A 17,023-nucleotide genomic window follows, 5' to 3' on the forward strand; every position below is an offset into this window, starting at 1 on the left:
CGGTGATCGTGGGGGCCCGATGATCGTGGGGGCCTGGTGATCCGCCGGCCCGGGCGGGGTCGGCGCGCCGCTGTGCGCGGCGGCCCGGCCCGGTGATCCACCCTCTGCGCGCCCGGGTGCTTGCCCCTCAGCGCACTCGCCCGCGTGTTCGGCTGCGCGCGGCGGGCCGGGCGGCGCAGGATGGGCACGGCGCCCGTGTCCCTCCGGGCGCCCGTGCCACCGAACGAGAGCGAGGCCGCCCGCCATGAGCCAGACCCCGACCAGCACGACCGGCGCCGAGGCGGCCGCGGCGCCGCCGAGGTTCCGGCGGGTCACCACCGCCGAGGTGACCGGCAGCGGCGCCGACGTGCCGTTCCACGTCGACGTGCTGGCCGGCACCCACCCGCTGACCGCCGACGAGCCGGTGCGCCGCGGCGGTTCGGACACCGGGCCGGAGCCGTTCGCGCTGCTGCTCTCCGCACTCGGCTCCTGCACCGCGATCACCCTGCGGATGTACGCGGCGCGCAAGGAGTGGCCGTTGGAGGCCGTCCGGGTCAGGCTCGACTACGAGACGGACGGGCAGCACGGACGGGTCTCGCGCCTCGTCTCGCTCACCGGCGCCCTGGACGACGACCAGCGCGCCCGGCTGCTCGACGTCTGCGAACGCACGCCCGTCACCCTGGCCCTGCGCGCCGGGGTGACCATCGACACGACGGAGGACCGCACGTGACGACCACCCCCGAGGAGTACGACGTCATCGTGGTGGGCGCCGGCCCGACCGGCGAGAACGTCGCCGACCGGACCGCCGCCGCCGGGCTCCGCACGGTGATCGTGGAGGCCGAACTGGTCGGCGGTGAATGCTCCTACTGGGCCTGCATGCCGAGCAAGGCGCTGCTGCGCCCGGTGGCCGCGCTGGCCGGCGCCCGCGCGGTGGCCGGTTCGCGGGAGGCCGTCGGCGACCGGGCGCTGGACGCGGCCGCCGTCCTGGCCCGGCGCGACTCGTTCACCTCGCACTGGCAGGACGACGGCCAGGTCCAGTGGCTCCGTGACACCGGCATCGAGCTGGTCCGCGGGCACGGCCGGCTGGCCGGCGAACGGGCGGTCACGGTCGAGGCGGAGGACGGCACCGAGCGGCTGCTCACCGCCCGGCACGCCGTCGCGGTCTGCACCGGCAGCCGGCCGGTGCTGCCGGAGGGCGTCCCCGGCCTGGCCGAGTCCCGGCCGTGGACCAACCGGGAGGCGACCGGCTCGGCCACCGTGCCCGGGCGGCTGGCGGTGGTCGGCGGCGGCGTGGTCGGCGTAGAGCTGGCCACCGCGTGGCGCGCGCTCGGTTCGGAGGTCGTCCTGCTGGTGCGCGGCGACGCGCTGCTGCCCCGGATGGAGCCGTTCGCGGGCGAGCTGGTCGCGGAGGGCCTGCGGGCCGCCGGGGTGGACCTGCGCTTCGGCGCGGCGGTGGCCTCGCTGGAGCGCGTCGACGGCGCCGGGGTGACGCTGGTGCTGGACGGCGGCGAGCGGCTGACCGCCGACGAGGTGCTCTACGCCACCGGCCGGGCCCCGCGCACGGCGGACGTCGGCCTGGAGCAGGTCGGCCTGAAGCCGGGCACCTGGATGGAGGTGGACGACAGCTGCACCGTGCTCGGCGTCGACGGCGACTGGCTGTACGCGGCCGGGGACGTGAACCACCGGGCGCTGCTCACCCACCAGGGCAAGTACCAGGCCCGGATCGCGGGTGCGGCGATCGTCGCGCGCGCCGAGGGGCGGGCACTGGACACCGCGCGCTGGGGCGCGCACGCCGCGTCGGCCGACAGCGCTGGAGCGCCGCAGGTCGTCTTCACCGAGCCGGAGGTGGCAGCCGTCGGTCTGACGCTGGAGGCGGCCGAGCGGGCCGGGCTGCGGGTCAGGTCGATCGACCACGACCTCGGTGCCGTCGCCGGCGCCTCGCTGTACGGCGACGACTACCGGGGGCGGGCCCGGGTGGTCTTCGACCAGGACCGTCAGGTACTGGTGGGTGCCTCCTTCGTCGGCCCCGGGGTGGCCGAGCTGCTGCACTCGGCCACCGTCGCGGTGGTCGGCGAGGTGCCGATCGACCGGCTCTGGCACGCCGTGCCCGCGTACCCCACGATCAGCGAGGTGTGGCTGCGCCTGCTGGAGGGCTGCCGGGGCTGAGCTCCGGTGCGGCGGCCGGCGCCACCCGGGTGGCGCCGGCCGCCGCACCGCTCCCGGCACCTCGCCGCGTCGGCGTGGCAAGGTGTGGCCCCGGGCGGGTGGCGGGACACTGGCCCGTGGAGGGGTGTCCGGTGGGGGCCGTTGCGCCGAACAGGTGGTGGCCGGTATGACCGAGGTGTTGTTGGCCGTCGGGACGGAGAAGGGCCTCTTTCTCGGCCGCAGCCGATCCCGGGCGGACTGGGAGTTCAGCGGGCCGCACTTCCCGATGAACGCGATCTACGCCGTCTCGATCGATCGCCGGGGCGGCCGGACCAGGCTGCTGGTCGGTGCGGACAGCAGCCACTGGGGCCCGTCGGTCTGGCGCTCCGACGACCTCGGCGCGAGCTGGTTCGAACCGGCGAAGCCGGCCGTCCGCTTCCCCGAGCACACCGGAGCGTCGCTCACCCGGGTCTGGCAGCTCCAGCCGGCCGGTGAGGAGGCGCCCGGCGTGGTCTACGCGGGCACCGAACCGGCGGCGCTGTTCCGCTCCGAGGACGGCGGCGAGACCTTCGCCCTGGTCGAGCCGCTCTGGAACCATCCGCAGCGGTCCGAATGGGGCGCCGGGTACGGCGGCCAGGGGCTGCACACGATCCTCACCGATCCGCGCGACCCCGGACGCCTGCTCGTCGCCGTCTCCAGCGGCGGCGTCTACCGGAGCAAGGACGGCGGCGCGAGCTGGGAGCCCTCCAACACCGGGCTGCGCGCGGAGTTCTTCCCGGAGGAGAGCCAGTACCCCGAGTTCGGCCAGTGCGTGCACAAGATCGCACCGGACGCCGTCCGGCGGGACCGCCTCTACCTGCAGAACCACGGCGGCGTGTACCGCAGTGACGACGCGGGCGCGAGCTGGCGCTCCGTCACCGACGGCCTGCCCGCCGACTTCGGCTTCACCGTCGCCGCCCACCCGCGCCGGGCCGACACCGCCTACCTCTTCCCGCTCGGCGGCGCCGGCGACCGGATCCCCCCGGGCCGCCGCTGCCGGGTCTACCGCACCGAGGACGGCGGGGACAGCTGGCAGCCGCTCGCCAACGGCCTGCCGGGCGAGGACCACTACGGCGTCGTCCTGCGCGACGCCCTGCGCACCGACGACGCCGAACCGGCCGGGATCTACTTCGGCAACCGCACCGGCGAGGTCTACGGCAGCCCCGACGAGGGCGAGAGCTGGTCGCTGCTGCTCTCCCACCTGCCGGACGTGCTCTGTGTCAGGGCGGCGACGGTGTCGTGACCGGACCGGGCAGGCAGACCCCGGCCACTTGATCCACGAACGGCCGCCCGACGAGCATGGCGGAGGCAGGACGGCTCTCGGAGATCGGATGGACCGCGTGACAGAGATGGAACCCGACTGGGAGTTCGGGCGCGACGCCGACGGCCTTCCGGTCGTCCGCTACCAGCGCGGCGAGCGGGAGGGCCGGCCCTGGGCCGGTCTGCTGGAGGTCATGGGCCCGGGGACACCCGGCGGCGAGGCCGTGAGCGCCGTCGACCCGGTGGAGTTCGTGCTGACGGACATGTCGGGCTGGGTCGTCTCCAGCCGGGTGGGCTTCGGCGAGCGGTTGCGGCGCCGCGGGGCCCGCCCGCTCCGGCTCGGGCACACCATGCTGCGCGACCTCGCCGGTGATCCACCGCCGGCCGGATGGCCGGACTGGGCGCGGACCCCGCTCCGGGAGGGGTACCGCAGCGTGCCGTGCGACCGCACCGCCGAGGAGCTCGCCCCGGCGCTGGGCGCCGCGTTCGGCCCCGGCCACCCCGACCACCGCCCCGACCACGACGAGCGGACCTCGCGGGAGGAACTGCGCAGCCTGCTGGCCGGCGGGGTGGTCGGCCCCGTGCTGCCGTCCAGCGCCCTGGTCGTGGACGCGGACGACCGGGTCGTGGCCGGCGCCGTCGTGACCGACTACGAGGGCCTGCCCTGGATCGCCCATGTCTTCCGGCACCCGGAGCTCGGCTACCCGGGGCTCGGCCGCGACCTGATGCGCCGGGTGATGGCCGACCTCGCCGGCCGCGGGAACCCCGGGATGGGGCTGGCCGTCACCGAGGGCAACGCGGCCCGCCGGCTGTACGAGTCGCTCGGATTCCGGCTCACCAGGAGCACGCTGACGGTCATCGTCCCCTGAGCCGCCCGGTGCTCGCCCGGCCGCTACGGACGGGCGAGCTCCAGCACGGCGATCCCGGCCAGGACGGTGGCGCTCGCGGTCATCCGCAGCCGCCCGAGCCGTTCGCGGAAGACCACGGTCGCGATCAGCGCGGCGATCACGATGCTCGTCTCGCGCAGCGCGGCGACGGCCGCCAGGCTGCCCCGGGACTGCGCCCAGACCACCAGCCCGTAGGCGGTCAGGGAGAGCACCCCGCCGACGATCCCCACCGGCACCACCGGGCCGGCCCCGACGAGCAGGCCGCGGCCCCGGCGGATCCGGGCGATCAGCGCCAGGCACGGCCCCTGGAGCAGGAAGAGCCAGGCCACGTAGCCGCCGACGGTGCCCGCGTGCCGGACCCCGCTGCCGTCCAGCACGGTGTACGAGGCGATCATCACGCCGGTACCGGCGGCGGCGGTGAGAGCGGGCAGCTGCGCCCGCCCGGGTATCCCCCGGGCGAAGGCCAGCCCGATCAGGCCGCAGGAGATCACCAGCACGCCCAGCAGCTCGCCGCCGCCCAGGGCCTGGCCGAGCACCGTCACGGACAGCACCGCCACCAGCAGCGGCGCCGAACCCCGGGCGATCGGGTACATCTGCCCGAAGTCGCCGAGCTGGTAGGCGCGCAGCAGCAGGAGCTGGGAGGAGACCTGCATCGCCACGGAGGCGAGGAGGTACGGCCAGGCCCCGGCGGCCGGCAGCGGGTTGAGCGCGACCAGGACCACCGCGCAGGCGGTGTAGGTGAGGTTGATCAGGGCGAAGCCGACCAGCTTGTCCCGGATCCGGTGGGCCAGCCCGTTCCAGACGGCGTGCAGGACCGCCGCGGTGAGGACGGCGACCGGCACGGCCGCCGCCGACCCACCGCTCGGCAGCGCGGACGCGATTGCGGGCATGGCGAAGCTCCCCTCCGACGGGCTGGAATAGAATTCCACGCTACCCTAGATCTATGGAAGAGAGTTCCGAATTCTCGCCGCTGGAATCCCAGCTGGCCGCCCACATCCGCGCCCGCCTCGGCGAGCTGCGCGGCACCGAGGCGCGCGTCGCCCAGGTCGTCCTCGACCGGGGGGCCGATCTGGTGCACCTGAGCGTGAGCGACGTCGCCGAACTGGCCGGCACCGCCTCCTCCTCCGTGGTGCGGGCGTGCCAGCGGCTCGGCTTCAAGGGCTACCAGGAGCTGAAGATCGCGGCCGTCCGCCAGACCCCGGCCCCCGCGCCGGACCCCTCGGAGGAGGCGGACCCGGCGGCCCGCGCGCTGACCGACACCGTCCGCGCCGCCCGTGAGGCACTCGACGGGATCGCCACCACGCTGTCCGCGCAGGCCCTGCGGGCGGCGGCCGAGCTGCTGAACGCGGCCGACCGGGTCGTCCTGGTCGGCACCGGCCTCTCCGGCGCGGTCGTCCTGGACGCGGCCTACCGCCTGCGCGCCCTGGGCATCCCGGTCGACGCCCCCGCCGACCCGCTCACCGCGCAGCTGGCCGCCGCCGGGCTCCCGGCCACCGGGGTCTGCCTGGCCGTCAGCCACACCGGCGCGTCACCGACCGTGGTCGACACCGCCCGCCGGGCGCGCGACGCCGGCGCGAGCGTCGTCGCGCTCACCAGCTACGCCCGCTCGCCGCTGAGCGAGGCCGCCACCCACACGCTGGTCGCCGGCGGGCAGGACCTCGTCTTCGGCCTGGAGACCACCGCCAGCCGGCTGGTCCACCTGGCGGTGGTCGACGCGCTGACGCTGACCCTGCTGGCCCTGCGGGGGGAGGCGGCGGAACGCGCGCTCAACCTCTCGGCGGACGTGACGGCCGATCACACCTACTAGCGCCGGACGGGCACCCGCGCCGGGGCGGGTGCCCGTTCAGGCGGGTGCCCGTGCCGGGCGGGTCAGGCCTCCGAGGCCGGCCCGACCATCGCGCCGCCGCCCTCCGGCCGCGGGAGGCAGGCGGCGGCCGGACGCCCCCCGGGGAGGGCCGGCGCGTCCGGACTCCGGACACCGGTCGGTCCGGCGTCTTCGGGCCTGGTCAGCGGTGATGTGTAGGCTCGCGGGCATGGCAAGGGTGACGCGGGACGACGTGGCGCGGGCGGCGGGAACGTCGACGGCGGTGGTCAGCTATGTGATCAACGACGGACCACGACCGGTGGCCGCGGCCACCCGCGCCCGTGTCCTGGCGGCGGTCGAGGAGCTGGGGTACCGGCCGAACCGGGTGGCCCAGGCGATGGCCCGCCGCCGGACCAACCTGATCGGCATGGTCGTGCCGGACGCCCGGCAGCCGTTCTTCGCCGGGCTCGCGCACATGGTCGAGCAGGCGGCGGCCGAGCGCGGCCGACTGCTGCTGATCGGCAACTCCGACTACGCCGACGAGCGGGAGGCGCACTACATCCGGGCCTTCCTCGGCATGCAGGTGGACGGGCTGATCCTGGTCACCCAGGACCCGTCCGTCCCCGGGGTGGCCGGGTTCGAGGCCACCGACGGCACCCCCGTCGTACTGCTGCACCACCGGGCGGAGACCGAGACCGGCGCGGCCGTGGTCGCCGACGACGACGGCGGCGCCCGCGAGATGGTGCGCCACCTGCTGGCCCACGGGCACGCCGACGTCCACTGCTTCGGCGGGACGTTCGCGCTCAGCCCGAACGACCCGGTGACCTCGCGGACCGCCGGCTGGGCGGCCGCCCTGGCCGAGGCCGGGCTGCCCACCGACGGCCGGCTGACGCCCGCGCCCTTCGACCGCGTCCGGGCCCACGCCGAGGCCCTCGCCCTGCTGGCCCGGTCCGACCGGCCGTCCGCCGTGTTCTGCGCGACCGACGACCAGGCGATCGGACTGCTGCGCGCCGCCGACGACCTCGGCATCCGGGTGCCGGAAGACCTCGCGGTGGCCGCCTTCGACGACATCGCCGAGGCCGTCATCGCCGGGCCGCCGCTCACCACCGTCGCCACCGCGCAGGGCGAGATGGCCCGGGCCGCCGTGGACCTGGTGCTGACCGCCAAGGCGAACGAGCAGCCCGTCCCGGCGGGCGCGCACACCTTCCCCGCCCGTCTGGTGATCCGCCGCTCCTGCGGCTGCCCGGGGGCGGCGGCCGCCTGAGCCGGCGAGCCGCCCCGGAGCCGTCCTTCAGCTCCCCGCGGCCTGCGCGCCGGCGAGGAGGCCGGCGCCGGCGCCCAGGAAGTCGACCAGCAGCGCGTTGACCTCGTCGGGCCGCTCCAGGGCGGGCAGGTGGCCGGCCCAGGGCAGGTCGAGGCGGCGGGCACCGGCGATGCGCTCGGCGAGGTGGTCGGCGATCCGGCCGAAGTCGGCGAAGTCGTGCGCGCCGGTGACCAGCAGCGTGGGCGCCGTGACGGCGGCCGGGTCCGTCTCGACCCGGATCTGCGGGAAGTCCTCCTCGGCGGCCAGTTGGACGTCGAAGGCGTGCCGCTGCATCCGGCGCACCTGCTCCCTGACGGCCTCGCCCGCCTCGGGGCCCAGCCAGGTCCGCACGTTGAGCTCGGTCGCTCCGGCGATGTCCCCCGCCTCGATCAGCGCGTCCTCGCGCTCGCCGAAGGCGCGGAGTTCGGCGCTCGGCTCCTGCCCGGCGAGCGCGGTGCAAAGCAGCGCGAGCGCCGTCACCCGGTCCGGCCATCGGGCCGCCAGCGCCAGCGCGACCCGGCCCCCGCCGGACGCCCCGACCAGTGCCGCACGCTCGATCCCGAGCCGGTCCAGGAGGTCGACGACGTCCCGGGCGTTGTCGTACGGCCGGTCCGGGACGGGCGTCCCGCCGAAGCCCCGCAGGTCGCAGCGGACCACCCGGAAGCCCGCTCCGACCAGGGCGGGAACCTGCCCGTCCCACATCCGCCGGTCGCAGACCGTGGAGTGCAGCAGGACCACCGCCGGGCCGCTCCCGGCCACCTCATGAGAAATGATCATTGCGCCACCCTACGGATCGACCCGGCACGGCACACCCGATTTCGCCCCCGCACCGGCGCGCTCCGTCGGCGGCGTGCCCTACGGTGACCCCGTCCGCCCGCCCTGACCCCGGAGGTCCCCCGTGGCCCGGCTCCTCGTCCGCCCCGGCATCGATCCCGACGAGCCCGACGTGCCCGTCGTCGCCCTCCTCGTCGACCCCGACGGCCCGCCGGCCGAGCGCGCCGTCGCCCGGCTCGGCACCCACTGCTACGAGGGCGACGGCGTGCTCCACCTGGTGCGGACCGACGGTTGGGCCGAGCGCGCCCTGGCCGGTGACCGCCTGCTGGTCGAGGTCGCCGTGTACCCGGCGCCGCTCGACCGGGCCGGCGTGGACCTCGCGGCCTTCACCGGCCGCTCGTCCGTCGACCCGGAGGCCGTGCTGGTGCTCCGGGCCGGGGCCGCGGTGGAGCCGGAGCTGTACGCGCGGGCGGCGCCCGCGACGGTGGTGTTCACGGCGGGCCCGGACGAGACGCTCGACGACCTGCTCGCCGGCGGGGAGGCCTGGCCGATGGTGCTCGCGCCCCCGCCCGAGCACTGAGCGCCGGACACCGGGGCGCGGGGCCGTGGGCGGCCCGCCGTCGAAGGCCGCATCGACGCGCAACCCTCCGGTTGCACTTGGCCGATCCACGTGCAACTCTGGGGTTGCAAACAGTTGGCAGCGACGAAGGAGTTCCCCATGAGTGAGGACCGGATCGAGCGCGAGACCCTGATCGCGGCATCCCCGGAGCTGGTCTGGACCCTGGTGGCCCAGCCCGGGTTCTGGGTGGCCGAGGAGGCGAGCCTGGCCGGCACGGTGGCCCGCGAGGGCGAGTCGATGGTGGCGAAGAACCCCGAGTACGGGGTCTTCCCGGTGCGGGTCGAGAAGGTCGAGCCGCCGACCTACCTGGCCTATCGCTGGGCCAGCGCCTTCCCCGGCGAGGACCTGCGCGAGGACAACAGCACCCTCGTGGAGTTCACGCTGACCCCGGAGGGCGCGGGGACGCGGCTGCGCGTGGTCGAGAGCGGGTTCGCCGCCCTGGCCGGCTCCGAGGAACTGCGCGGCAAGGCGGTCGAGGACAACTCCGGCGGATGGCCCCAGGTGCTCGACGCGCTCCGCAAGCGCGCCGAACAGCCGCCCGCGTGAACGACGGTGACCGCGGCGGCCCGGCCCGCGTGAGCGACGGGGGCCGCGGCGGCGCCGAGCCGGTCGACGGTGTGCTCGCCGCCCTCGCCGACCCGACGCGGCGTCAGCTGCTGGACCTGCTGGCCGAACGGGGCGAGGCCACCGCGACCACGCTCGCCGAGCGGGTGCCCGTCTCGCGGCAGGCGGTGGTCAAGCACCTGGCCGTCCTGGGCGGTGCCGGACTGGTCACCGCCGCCCGGGCCGGCCGCGAGGTGCGGTACGCGGTCCGGCCCGCGGCGCTCGACGCGACGGCCCGGTGGATGGCGGCGCTCGCGACCGACTGGGACCGACGGCTGGCCGCCATCAAGCGCCTCGCCGAAGCGGCCGAGGCCGCCGAGCAGGAGGCCCGGCACGCACCGCGGCCGCCGGACGCGCGGTAGGGCCCGCGGCCGGGGCCCCGGGGCACGGCCCGGAGCTCCGGCCACTACCGGAGTTCGTCGGCCAGCAGGTCCATCAGCAGGTTGTCGTGCCAGCTGCCGTCGGAGCCGCGTTCGTACTGGCGCATGATGCCCACCGGGCGGAAGCCGACCTTCTCATAGCAGCGGATCGCCGCCGCGTTGTCCGCCGCCGGGTCGATGATCAGGCGGTGGTAGTGGTGGTCGGCGACGAGGTGGCGGGCCAGCGTGCGGACGGCGTCGGTGCCCAGGCCGCGACCGTGGCGGGCCGGGTCGAGGTAGATGTCCATGCCCGCGTGGCGGTACTCGTCGTCGTTCTCGGCGTACCACTGGATGGCGCCGGCCACCTGACCCTCGACCAGGATCGCCAGGGTCTCGGTGCCCGGCTCCTTGAGGTCGGTGGCGACGGCGTCGGCGAGATCGTCGCCACCGCGCCAGCGGGCGAGGACCTCGGGCGTGCCGCGGATGGCCACGAGGGCCGGGATGTCCGCCTCCGCGGCGGGGCGGAGAGTGACCTGGGCGCCGTGCAGAATCGTCCCCATATAGGGCATGTTTGCATGGAAAAGGGTGTTCGGCGAGCCTTTTTCGACGTTGCATTCACCCCCTCCCACCAGGGATGATTCGCCGCCGTGACCCATTTCCTGCTCATTCTCGTGGCCGTTCTCGTCTACTTCGCGGTGAAGAAGTCCCGCGCCACCAAGTCCGTGGAGTGGGCCAGGCACCGGTTCGATCCGGCCGCCTTCGGCCTCGTCCCCCGCGAACGGCTCGACCCGCGCCGGTCCGGGCCGCCGATGCCTGAGGAGCGGCGCCAACGGTCCCAGGCGATAGCCGACGCGGCCTGGGGCGGGGACTGGCGGCCCGCCGCCGCCCACGTCGAGGCGGCCGGCCAGGACTGGGAGGAGCGCTGGTCGCGGCTGGAGCTGCTGGCGAGCATCGCCAACGAGGACGACGCCTGGCTGACGGCCTGGCGCGCCGCGGACCCGAACAGCTGCGACGCGGCCACCCTGGAGGCCAAGCAGATGGTGCACCGCGCCTGGGCGATCCGTGGTTCCAAGTACGCGCACGAGGTGCCCGCCGAGGACATGGCGAAGTTCCGCGAGCTGCTGCCCGCCGCGATCGAGGCGGCCCGCCGCGCCGCGCTGCTGGCACCGCGGGACCCGGCTCCGTGGGTGGTCATGGTGACGACGGCGCGCGGCGCGCAGTACACCCCGGAGCAGTTCGAGCCGCTCTGGGCCGGACTGGCCGAGCGGGCCCCGCACCACTACGAGGCGCACTGGCAGGGCATGCAGTACTGGTGCGCCAAGTGGTTCGGCTCGGACAAGCAGATGCTGGCGTTCGCGGAGCGGGCGATGGACCACGCTCCGGCCGGGAGCCCGCTGCCGGGGATCTACCTGCACGCGCTGTCCGAGCTGGAGAAGCGCAAGACCCTCGGGTCCACGCTGGCCGGGGAGAAGGCCAAGGAGCGGCTGAAGGCGATCGCGACGGCGCTGGCGGCCGTCCCGGCGGACGACGAGCGGCTGCCGATGCTGCGCCACCTGCTCGCCTACTACTGCGGCAAGGCCGAGTTGCCCGCGGAGGCGCTGGAGCAGTTCCGGCTGATCGGCCGCTGGTGCGGCGCCGAGGTCTGGGCCGACCAGGGCGATCCGGTGACGGCCTTCGACCTCGCGCGCGGGTTGGCCGTGAAGCTCTCGGAGGCGTCCCCGCTGCCGCCCGAGCTGCGGCCCACCAAGGACACGGATCATCACTACAACGGGTAATCATTTCAGTTCGGAGCGTGCTGACCGGCCGTCATTTGGGTGTACCGTGACCGCCAGAAGCGGATCGCCCCCGAAGAATGGGGCGAGCCCGGCAACGTGTTGACGCACGCGGCCGGGCTCTTCATACGCCGAGTGGTAAGGCCTCCACTGACGATGCTCCTGCATGCTATCGCGCCGTCGCGCGACTTCACCCAGATTGCCAACTCCTTGGTGTGGGACGACGAGTTGTCGGACTCCGCCTTTCGACTCCTTGTACGAGCCCTGGCACTGGGCCCGGCGAAGGCCCGCGCCACCACGGTGACGGCCCTCGCCGCCGGACTCTCCGGCGGGCGCGTCACCACCGATCGCGCCCGCCGCCAACTCGCCCGCGCCGGACTGCTGCACACCACCCGGCGGCGCGGCGCCGCCGGGCAGGTGCGGACCGAATCCCTGCTCTCCAGCGTGCCGTTGGGCGCGGCGGAGGCGGAACGGCTGTTCGACGGGCAGTTCGAGCGGGCGGCGCGGTCCGGCCACGGCGTCCCGCCGGATGCCGGGAAACGTAGCCGCGGGTCGTCGTCCGTCCGGTCCTCCGGCACCGCCCTCCCGGGGGTGACACCCAGGGTGAACACCTCCCCCCTCCCTCCCCCGCCGGCCCTCGAACCCGCTGTCACCTGGGGTGAGTTCACCGAGCACGGGTTCGGCGAGGGCGGGTCCACCGATGCCGAGCGGGCGCTGCTGGAGCTGCGGCGGATCGACCCCCGGCTGACCCTGGGGGCCCGCGAGGTAAGGCGGTTGGCGCCCCTGGCCGCCGAGTGGCTGGCCAGGGGCGTGAGTTCGGCCGCCCTGCGCGCCGCGCTGACCAGCGGACTGCCGGACAAGGTCAAGTCTCCTGCCGCCCTGGTGCGTTGGCGCCTGGAGGGCAAGATGCCCGCCCCGCTGGAGCCGAGCACCGTGACGGCACCCGTCTGCTGCGACTCCTGTGACCGTGCCTTCCGCCCGGTGAACGGCGAACACCGCTGCGGGGACTGCCGCACCCGCGCCGCCGCCCGCACCGCCTCCTCCACCGCCCGCACCGCGGAGCCCGCTCCCAGCACCTCGCGGCGGGTCGACTGGCGCACCCTGGTCGCCCAGATCGGCGCGGCGACGGGGTAGTGGCGGCAGGTGCAGTGGCGACAGGGTACTGGCGACGACGGCGGGCCGCTACCGCCCGAGGCCCTCCACCAGCAGCTCCGCGGCCACCGCCGCGCCGTCGGTGCGGAACGCACCGGCCACGGCCGCAGCCCGCTCACGGACCTCGGGGGCCAGCGCCACCTTGAGCGCCGCCGACAGCGACTCGGTGGTCGGCGTCGGCCCCTCGTGCTCCGCGCCGATGCCCAGGCCGACCACCCGGCCCGCGAAGTACGGCTGGTCCCCGCCCTGGGCCACCACCACCTGGGGCGCACCCGCCCAGGTCGCCGTCGTCGTGGTGCCCGCGCCACCGTGGTGCACGACGGCCGCCACCCGGCGGAACAGCGCCTGGTGGTTGACCTCACCGACGACGAAGCAGTCGTCCTGGTCGTCGGCCGACCCCAGGTCGGCCCAGCCACGGGAGATCACCGCACGGCGGCCCTGCGCGCGGACCGCCTCGACGACCGCCCGGGCGACCTCCTGCGGATCGCGCACCGGAACACTGCCGAAGCCCACGTACACCGGCGGCGCGCCCGCGTCCAGGAACTCCACCAGGTCGGCGGGGAGCGGGCGTTCGTCCGGCAGGACCCACGCGCCGGTCTGCACCACGTCCAGCTCCGCCGGCCGCTGCCACGGCGCCAGGGTCGGGTCCGTGGCCAGCCACGGCAGGTCGGTGAAGACATGGTCGCGGACGTTGTCCACGGGCGGCAGGCCGATCGACGCCCGGTGGGCGTTGACCACCTCGCCGAACACCTCCTGCGCGTCCACGGCGTCCTGCTCCCAGAGCACCCGGTTGTCGGTCACGTCCGAACGGAGCGGCCGCCCGGGGCGCGGCATCGGCGGGTGGTGCGGGGACGGCAGGCTGATCGGCTGGTAACTCGCGTACACGTAACGGACGCCCAGCTTCTCGGCCGCCGCCCGCACCCCGGCCACCGCCGGCACCAGACCGGTCGCCACCAGCACGTCGCACCCCTCGGCCACCGACATGACGCCGTCGTAGAACGCGGCCACCAGGTCGGCCGCCCGCCGGACCACACCGCCCGGTGACGGCGGCGTCCGCCCGGTCACCAGATCGCGCACCGACTGCCCGGTCGGCACCATCTCCACCCCGACCACCGCCAGCCGCCTCGCGAACTCCTCGTCCGGCGGCGCACAGACCCGCACCTGCGCGCCGCGCTCCCGCAACCGCACCGCGAGCCCGACCAGCGGCTCGACGCCCCCGCGCGAATCGTAGGCGGACAGCACCACACGCATTCAGAACTCCCCTGTGCATCGACATCGGCTTCGACCGCAGATTCTGCGTCATGACCGGGGCCTTGCCGCAAGGCCCCCCGTGCGCTATAAGTTGAGAGTGGAAAGGAGTGGGCACTCCTCCTTCGCCGCTCGTCGCAGCCGAGTTGACGGCCATTCCTTTCTCTTCTCTCCGAGGCGGAGCCGACTCGACGTGTCCGTACCGGGACACGGATTCGCACCGCGGCCATTGGCCCGCACCGGAGTTGACGGTGGCGCTGGATGGAAGGCGCGCCGACGAAGCCGTCGCTCCCGACGAGCGGGTCGCCGCCGACCTGGCGCGCGTCCTCGGTCCCGGACACCCCGAGACCTTCGCCATCCGCAGGACTCCGGACATCGTGCGCCGTGGCCGTTCCGAACGCGAGACCTCCGACGCCGGACCGTCCGCCCCGGCGTAGGCGCGCCGGGGCGGACGGTTCCCGAGGGGGCGTCAGGCGTGGGCCGCCTCGTCGCACAGGCGGCGGGCCGGTTCCGTCTGCAGCGTCGCGTGGCTGATGCCGAAGTGGTCGGCGGCGCAGCGGCGCAGGCGGGTGAGGAGGTCGGCGGGCGGGTGGGGGTCGGCGACCACGTGGGCGGTGAGGACGGGCATGCCGGAGGTGATCGTCCAGGCGTGCGGGTCGGCGGCGCGATGGCCGGGGTGAAGGTCGAGGCCGCGGACGGTGCCCTGACCGTCGCGATCACCACCGAGGCGGCCGCGATCTCGGCCCAGGAGACGACCGCCCGGCGCTCTGCGGTGGCCGCTCCCGGAATCTCCGGAAAGAATTCCGTCGCGGCTGTCGAAACGGCCGCTCCCCGTTCGACGCAGGGGTGAGAGGCGGGGAGAAGCCCCGCCCTCCCGACCGAGGAGTCACCATGCCGCGCTTCATGTCACTGATCCGTATCGACGAGCAGGACGCCCCGGACATGCAGTCGGCGGGTCCGGAGTTCGAGCAGCGGATGGGGGCGCTGTTCGAGGAGATCACCAAGGCCGGGGTGATGCTGGACACCGCCGGGCTGCTGCCGACCGCCGAGGGCACCCGGGTCACCTGGGAGGGCGGGAAGCTGAGCTTCACCGACGGGCCGTTCACCGAGACCAAGGAGGTCGTCGGCGGCTACGCCATCATGCAGTGCAAGGACAAGGCCGAGGCCCTGGAGTGGACCAAGCGGTTCCTGGAGATCCACCCGGAGAGCTGGAAGGTCGGCGCCGAGCTGCGCCAGATCGACGGGAACACCACCCCGCCGGAGGCCTGATCCCCGACCCGCCCGGCCCGCGCCCGGCCGCCGCGCCGCGTTTGCCCCGGTGCCGTCCGGCTGCTCTGATGGGTGGCCGTGACGGAGAGCAGCGCGACCGCGGCGGTCGAGGCCGTGTTCAGGATCGAGTCCCCGCGGATCATCGCCGGTGTCGCCCGCATCGTGCGGGACGTCGGCATCGCCGAGGAGATCGCCCAGGACGCGCTGGTCGCGGCGCTGGAGCAGTGGCCCGGGCAGGGCGTCCCGGACCGGCCGGGCGCGTGGCTGATGACCACCGCCAAGCACCGCGCGATCGACCTGGTCCGCCGCAGGGAGACGTACGCGCGCAAGCTCGCGGAGGTCGGCCGGACGCTGGAGGACGTGGCACCGCCGGAGCCGGCCGAGCCGGACGACATCGACGACGACCTGCTCCGGCTGATCTTCACCGCCTGCCACCCCGTGCTGTCGGCCCAGGCCCGGATCGCGCTCACCCTGCGGCTGCTGGGCGGCCTCACCACCCAGGAGATCGCCCGGGCGTTCCTCAGCACCGAACCGGCCGTCGCCCAGCGGATCGTCCGGGCCAAACGGACGCTCGCCACCGCGCGGGTGCCGTTCGAGGTCCCCCGCGGCGAGGACCGGGCGGCCCGGCTCTCGTCCGTCCTGGAGGTCGTCTACCTGATCTTCAACGAGGGTTACGCGGCCACGGCCGGCGACGACCTGCTCCGGCCGGGGCTCTGCGAGGACGCGCTGCGGCTGGCCCGGGTGCTCGCCGGGCTGGCCCCGCAGGAGCCCGAAGTCCACGGCCTGGCCGCCCTGCTGGAGTTCCAGGCGTCCCGGACGGCGGCCCGCACCGGGCCCGACGGGCAGCCGGTGCTGCTGGCCGACCAGAACCGCGCCCGCTGGGACCGGCTGCTGATCCGGCGCGGCTTCGCGGCCCTGCGGCTGGCCGGCACCGGGCCGTACGCGGTCCAGGCCGCGATCGCCGCCTGCCACGCGCGGGCCGCCCGCTACGAGGACACCGACTGGGCGATGATCGCCACGCTCTACGGGCGGCTCGCGGCGCTGACGCCGTCCCCGGTGGTCGAGCTGAACCGCGCGGTGGCGGTCTCGATGGCCCGGGGCCCGGCGGCCGGACTGGAGCTGGTGGACGCGCTGGCCGCGGAGCCGGCCCTGCGGGCGTACCACCTGCTGCCGAGCGTGCGCGGCGACCTGCTGGCGCGGCTCGGGCGTACCGAGGAGGCCCGGGCGGAGTTCGAGCGGGCGGCGTCGCTGGCCCGCAACGCGCGGGAGCGCGCCCTGCTGCTGGAGCGGGCCGCGGCCGCCGTCGCCCCCGCTACGCCCCGTCGTCCAGACGCAGCCGGGAACTGACCTCCCCGAGGCCCTCGGCCAGCACGGCGAGCTGCTCGCGGCTGAGCACGTCGATCAGCAGCTCGCGGACCAGGGCGACGTGGCCGGGCGCCGCCCGGCGCAGCATGTCCCGGCCCTCGTCGGTGAGTTCGGCGAAGACGCCCCGCACGTCGCTGGGGCACGAACGGCGCCCCACCAGGCCCATCCGCTCCAGCTGGGTGACCTGGTAGGTCAGTCCGCTCTTGGAGGTGACGAGCTTCTCCGCCAGTTCGGTCATCCGCAGCGAGCCGGCCGGGGCGGCGGAGAGGTGCACCAGGATCTCGTACTGGGTGTGCGAGAGGCCGGAGTCCTCCTTGAGCTGGCGTTCCAGCCGGCGGTTCAGGAGGTTGCTCGCGGTGACGAAGCCCCGCCAGGCGGCCATCTCGTCGTGGTCCAGCCAGCGCGGTTCGTTCAGGGAGGCCATGGAGGAAGCGTACTCCTGTTG

Annotated in this window: 21 protein-coding genes; 15 read left to right on the plus strand and 6 right to left on the minus strand. The window is 75.1% G+C overall.

Translation table 11 applies throughout. The features are described 5' to 3' along the window. The first annotated feature begins 244 nt into the window (after positions 1–244). The 4 genes from OG618_RS10150 to OG618_RS10165 all read left to right on the plus strand — a co-directional run bounded on the left by OG618_RS10150 (position 245) and on the right by OG618_RS10165 (position 4,292). Positions 245–709: an OsmC family protein gene (locus OG618_RS10150; RefSeq protein WP_329487004.1), complete on the plus strand. Its 465-nt coding sequence runs from the start codon at positions 245–247 to the stop codon at positions 707–709. After that, entirely contained in the window at positions 706–2,145 is a 1,440-nt protein-coding gene (locus tag OG618_RS10155) for a dihydrolipoyl dehydrogenase family protein (RefSeq protein WP_329487005.1), read from the plus strand. Before OG618_RS10150 ends, OG618_RS10155 begins: the two co-directional genes overlap by 4 nt. Positions 2,146–2,311: 166 nt before the next feature. Then, positions 2,312–3,406 carry a WD40/YVTN/BNR-like repeat-containing protein gene (locus OG618_RS10160; RefSeq protein ID WP_329487006.1) on the plus strand — a complete coding sequence of 365 codons (1,095 nt, stop codon included), beginning with the start codon at positions 2,312–2,314 and terminating at the stop codon, positions 3,404–3,406. Between the two features lie 106 nt (positions 3,407–3,512). Continuing rightward, positions 3,513–4,292 (plus strand): GNAT family N-acetyltransferase, encoded by a 780-nt coding sequence (locus tag OG618_RS10165; protein ID WP_329492058.1) that lies wholly within the window; start codon positions 3,513–3,515, stop codon positions 4,290–4,292. 23 nt (positions 4,293–4,315) lie between these two features. Here OG618_RS10165 and OG618_RS10170 read toward each other — a convergent pair whose 3' ends face one another. Continuing rightward, a complete protein-coding gene (locus OG618_RS10170; RefSeq protein WP_329487007.1) occupies positions 4,316–5,200 on the minus strand; it encodes a DMT family transporter in 885 nt (294 codons plus the stop codon). Positions 5,201–5,253: 53 nt separating this feature from the next. On the opposite strand from OG618_RS10170, the gene OG618_RS10175 reads away from it, so the two are divergent. Next, positions 5,254–6,117, plus strand: a complete 864-nt coding sequence (locus OG618_RS10175; protein ID WP_329487008.1) for a MurR/RpiR family transcriptional regulator — start codon at positions 5,254–5,256, stop codon at positions 6,115–6,117. 226 nt (positions 6,118–6,343) lie between these two features. Next, on the plus strand, positions 6,344–7,378 hold the full coding sequence (locus tag OG618_RS10180) for a LacI family DNA-binding transcriptional regulator (protein ID WP_329487010.1): 1,035 nt from the start codon (positions 6,344–6,346) through the stop codon (positions 7,376–7,378). Positions 7,379–7,405: 27 nt separating this feature from the next. Here the strand turns inward: OG618_RS10180 and OG618_RS10185 are convergent, their stop codons facing one another. Beyond that, positions 7,406–8,194 (minus strand): alpha/beta fold hydrolase, encoded by a 789-nt coding sequence (locus OG618_RS10185; protein WP_329487012.1) that lies wholly within the window; start codon positions 8,192–8,194, stop codon positions 7,406–7,408. A gap of 121 nt (positions 8,195–8,315) precedes the next feature. On the opposite strand from OG618_RS10185, the gene OG618_RS10190 reads away from it, so the two are divergent. The 3 genes from OG618_RS10190 to OG618_RS10200 all read left to right on the plus strand — a co-directional run bounded on the left by OG618_RS10190 (position 8,316) and on the right by OG618_RS10200 (position 9,775). After that, positions 8,316–8,771, plus strand: coding sequence for a hypothetical protein (locus tag OG618_RS10190; RefSeq protein WP_329487014.1), 456 nt, complete (start codon positions 8,316–8,318; stop codon positions 8,769–8,771). 138 nt (positions 8,772–8,909) lie between these two features. Further along, complete coding sequence (locus OG618_RS10195) at positions 8,910–9,356, plus strand: SRPBCC domain-containing protein (protein ID WP_329487015.1); 447 nt, start codon at positions 8,910–8,912, stop codon at positions 9,354–9,356. Between the two features lie 29 nt (positions 9,357–9,385). After that, positions 9,386–9,775, plus strand: a complete 390-nt coding sequence (locus tag OG618_RS10200; protein ID WP_329492059.1) for an ArsR/SmtB family transcription factor — start codon at positions 9,386–9,388, stop codon at positions 9,773–9,775. Between the two features lie 44 nt (positions 9,776–9,819). Here the strand turns inward: OG618_RS10200 and OG618_RS10205 are convergent, their stop codons facing one another. After that, positions 9,820–10,332 (minus strand): GNAT family N-acetyltransferase, encoded by a 513-nt coding sequence (locus OG618_RS10205; RefSeq protein WP_329487016.1) that lies wholly within the window; start codon positions 10,330–10,332, stop codon positions 9,820–9,822. A gap of 87 nt (positions 10,333–10,419) precedes the next feature. Here OG618_RS10205 and OG618_RS10210 point away from each other — a divergent pair, with 87 nt between their 5' ends. Continuing rightward, positions 10,420–11,547 (plus strand): hypothetical protein, encoded by a 1,128-nt coding sequence (locus OG618_RS10210; protein WP_329487017.1) that lies wholly within the window; start codon positions 10,420–10,422, stop codon positions 11,545–11,547. A 153-nt stretch (positions 11,548–11,700) separates the two neighbouring features. After that, the gene (locus tag OG618_RS10215; RefSeq protein WP_329487018.1) at positions 11,701–12,678 is read left to right on the plus strand and encodes a hypothetical protein; all 978 of its coding nucleotides are present in this window, start codon (positions 11,701–11,703) and stop codon (positions 12,676–12,678) included. Between the two features lie 48 nt (positions 12,679–12,726). Here OG618_RS10215 and OG618_RS10220 read toward each other — a convergent pair whose 3' ends face one another. Beyond that, positions 12,727–13,947 carry a glycosyltransferase gene (locus OG618_RS10220; protein WP_329487019.1) on the minus strand — a complete coding sequence of 407 codons (1,221 nt, stop codon included), beginning with the start codon at positions 13,945–13,947 and terminating at the stop codon, positions 12,727–12,729. Positions 13,948–14,195: 248 nt separating this feature from the next. On the opposite strand from OG618_RS10220, the gene OG618_RS10225 reads away from it, so the two are divergent. Further along, a complete protein-coding gene (locus OG618_RS10225) occupies positions 14,196–14,381 on the plus strand; it encodes a hypothetical protein (protein ID WP_329487020.1) in 186 nt (61 codons plus the stop codon). 32 nt (positions 14,382–14,413) lie between these two features. On the opposite strand, the gene OG618_RS10230 is transcribed toward OG618_RS10225, so the two are convergent. Next, entirely contained in the window at positions 14,414–14,572 is a 159-nt protein-coding gene (locus OG618_RS10230; protein WP_329487021.1) for a hypothetical protein, read from the minus strand. Between the two features lie 21 nt (positions 14,573–14,593). Here OG618_RS10230 and OG618_RS10235 point away from each other — a divergent pair, with 21 nt between their 5' ends. The 3 genes from OG618_RS10235 (at position 14,594) to OG618_RS10245 (ending at position 16,560) form a co-directional block, all read left to right on the plus strand. Beyond that, on the plus strand, positions 14,594–14,794 hold the full coding sequence (locus OG618_RS10235; RefSeq protein WP_329487022.1) for a hypothetical protein: 201 nt from the start codon (positions 14,594–14,596) through the stop codon (positions 14,792–14,794). Positions 14,795–14,835: 41 nt separating this feature from the next. Further along, on the plus strand, positions 14,836–15,213 hold the full coding sequence (locus OG618_RS10240) for a YciI family protein (RefSeq protein ID WP_329487023.1): 378 nt from the start codon (positions 14,836–14,838) through the stop codon (positions 15,211–15,213). 72 nt (positions 15,214–15,285) lie between these two features. Next, positions 15,286–16,560, plus strand: a complete 1,275-nt coding sequence (locus tag OG618_RS10245; RefSeq protein ID WP_329487024.1) for an RNA polymerase sigma factor — start codon at positions 15,286–15,288, stop codon at positions 16,558–16,560. Here the strand turns inward: OG618_RS10245 and OG618_RS10250 are convergent. Then, positions 16,526–16,993, minus strand: coding sequence for a MarR family winged helix-turn-helix transcriptional regulator (locus tag OG618_RS10250; protein WP_329492060.1), 468 nt, complete (start codon positions 16,991–16,993; stop codon positions 16,526–16,528). The two genes, OG618_RS10245 and OG618_RS10250, sit on opposite strands and share 35 nt — an antisense overlap. Positions 16,994–17,023: the final 30 nt, after the last annotated feature.

It is taken from the genome of Kitasatospora sp. NBC_01246 (assembly GCF_036226505.1).
Taxonomy (GTDB): Bacteria; Actinomycetota; Actinomycetes; order Streptomycetales; family Streptomycetaceae; genus Kitasatospora.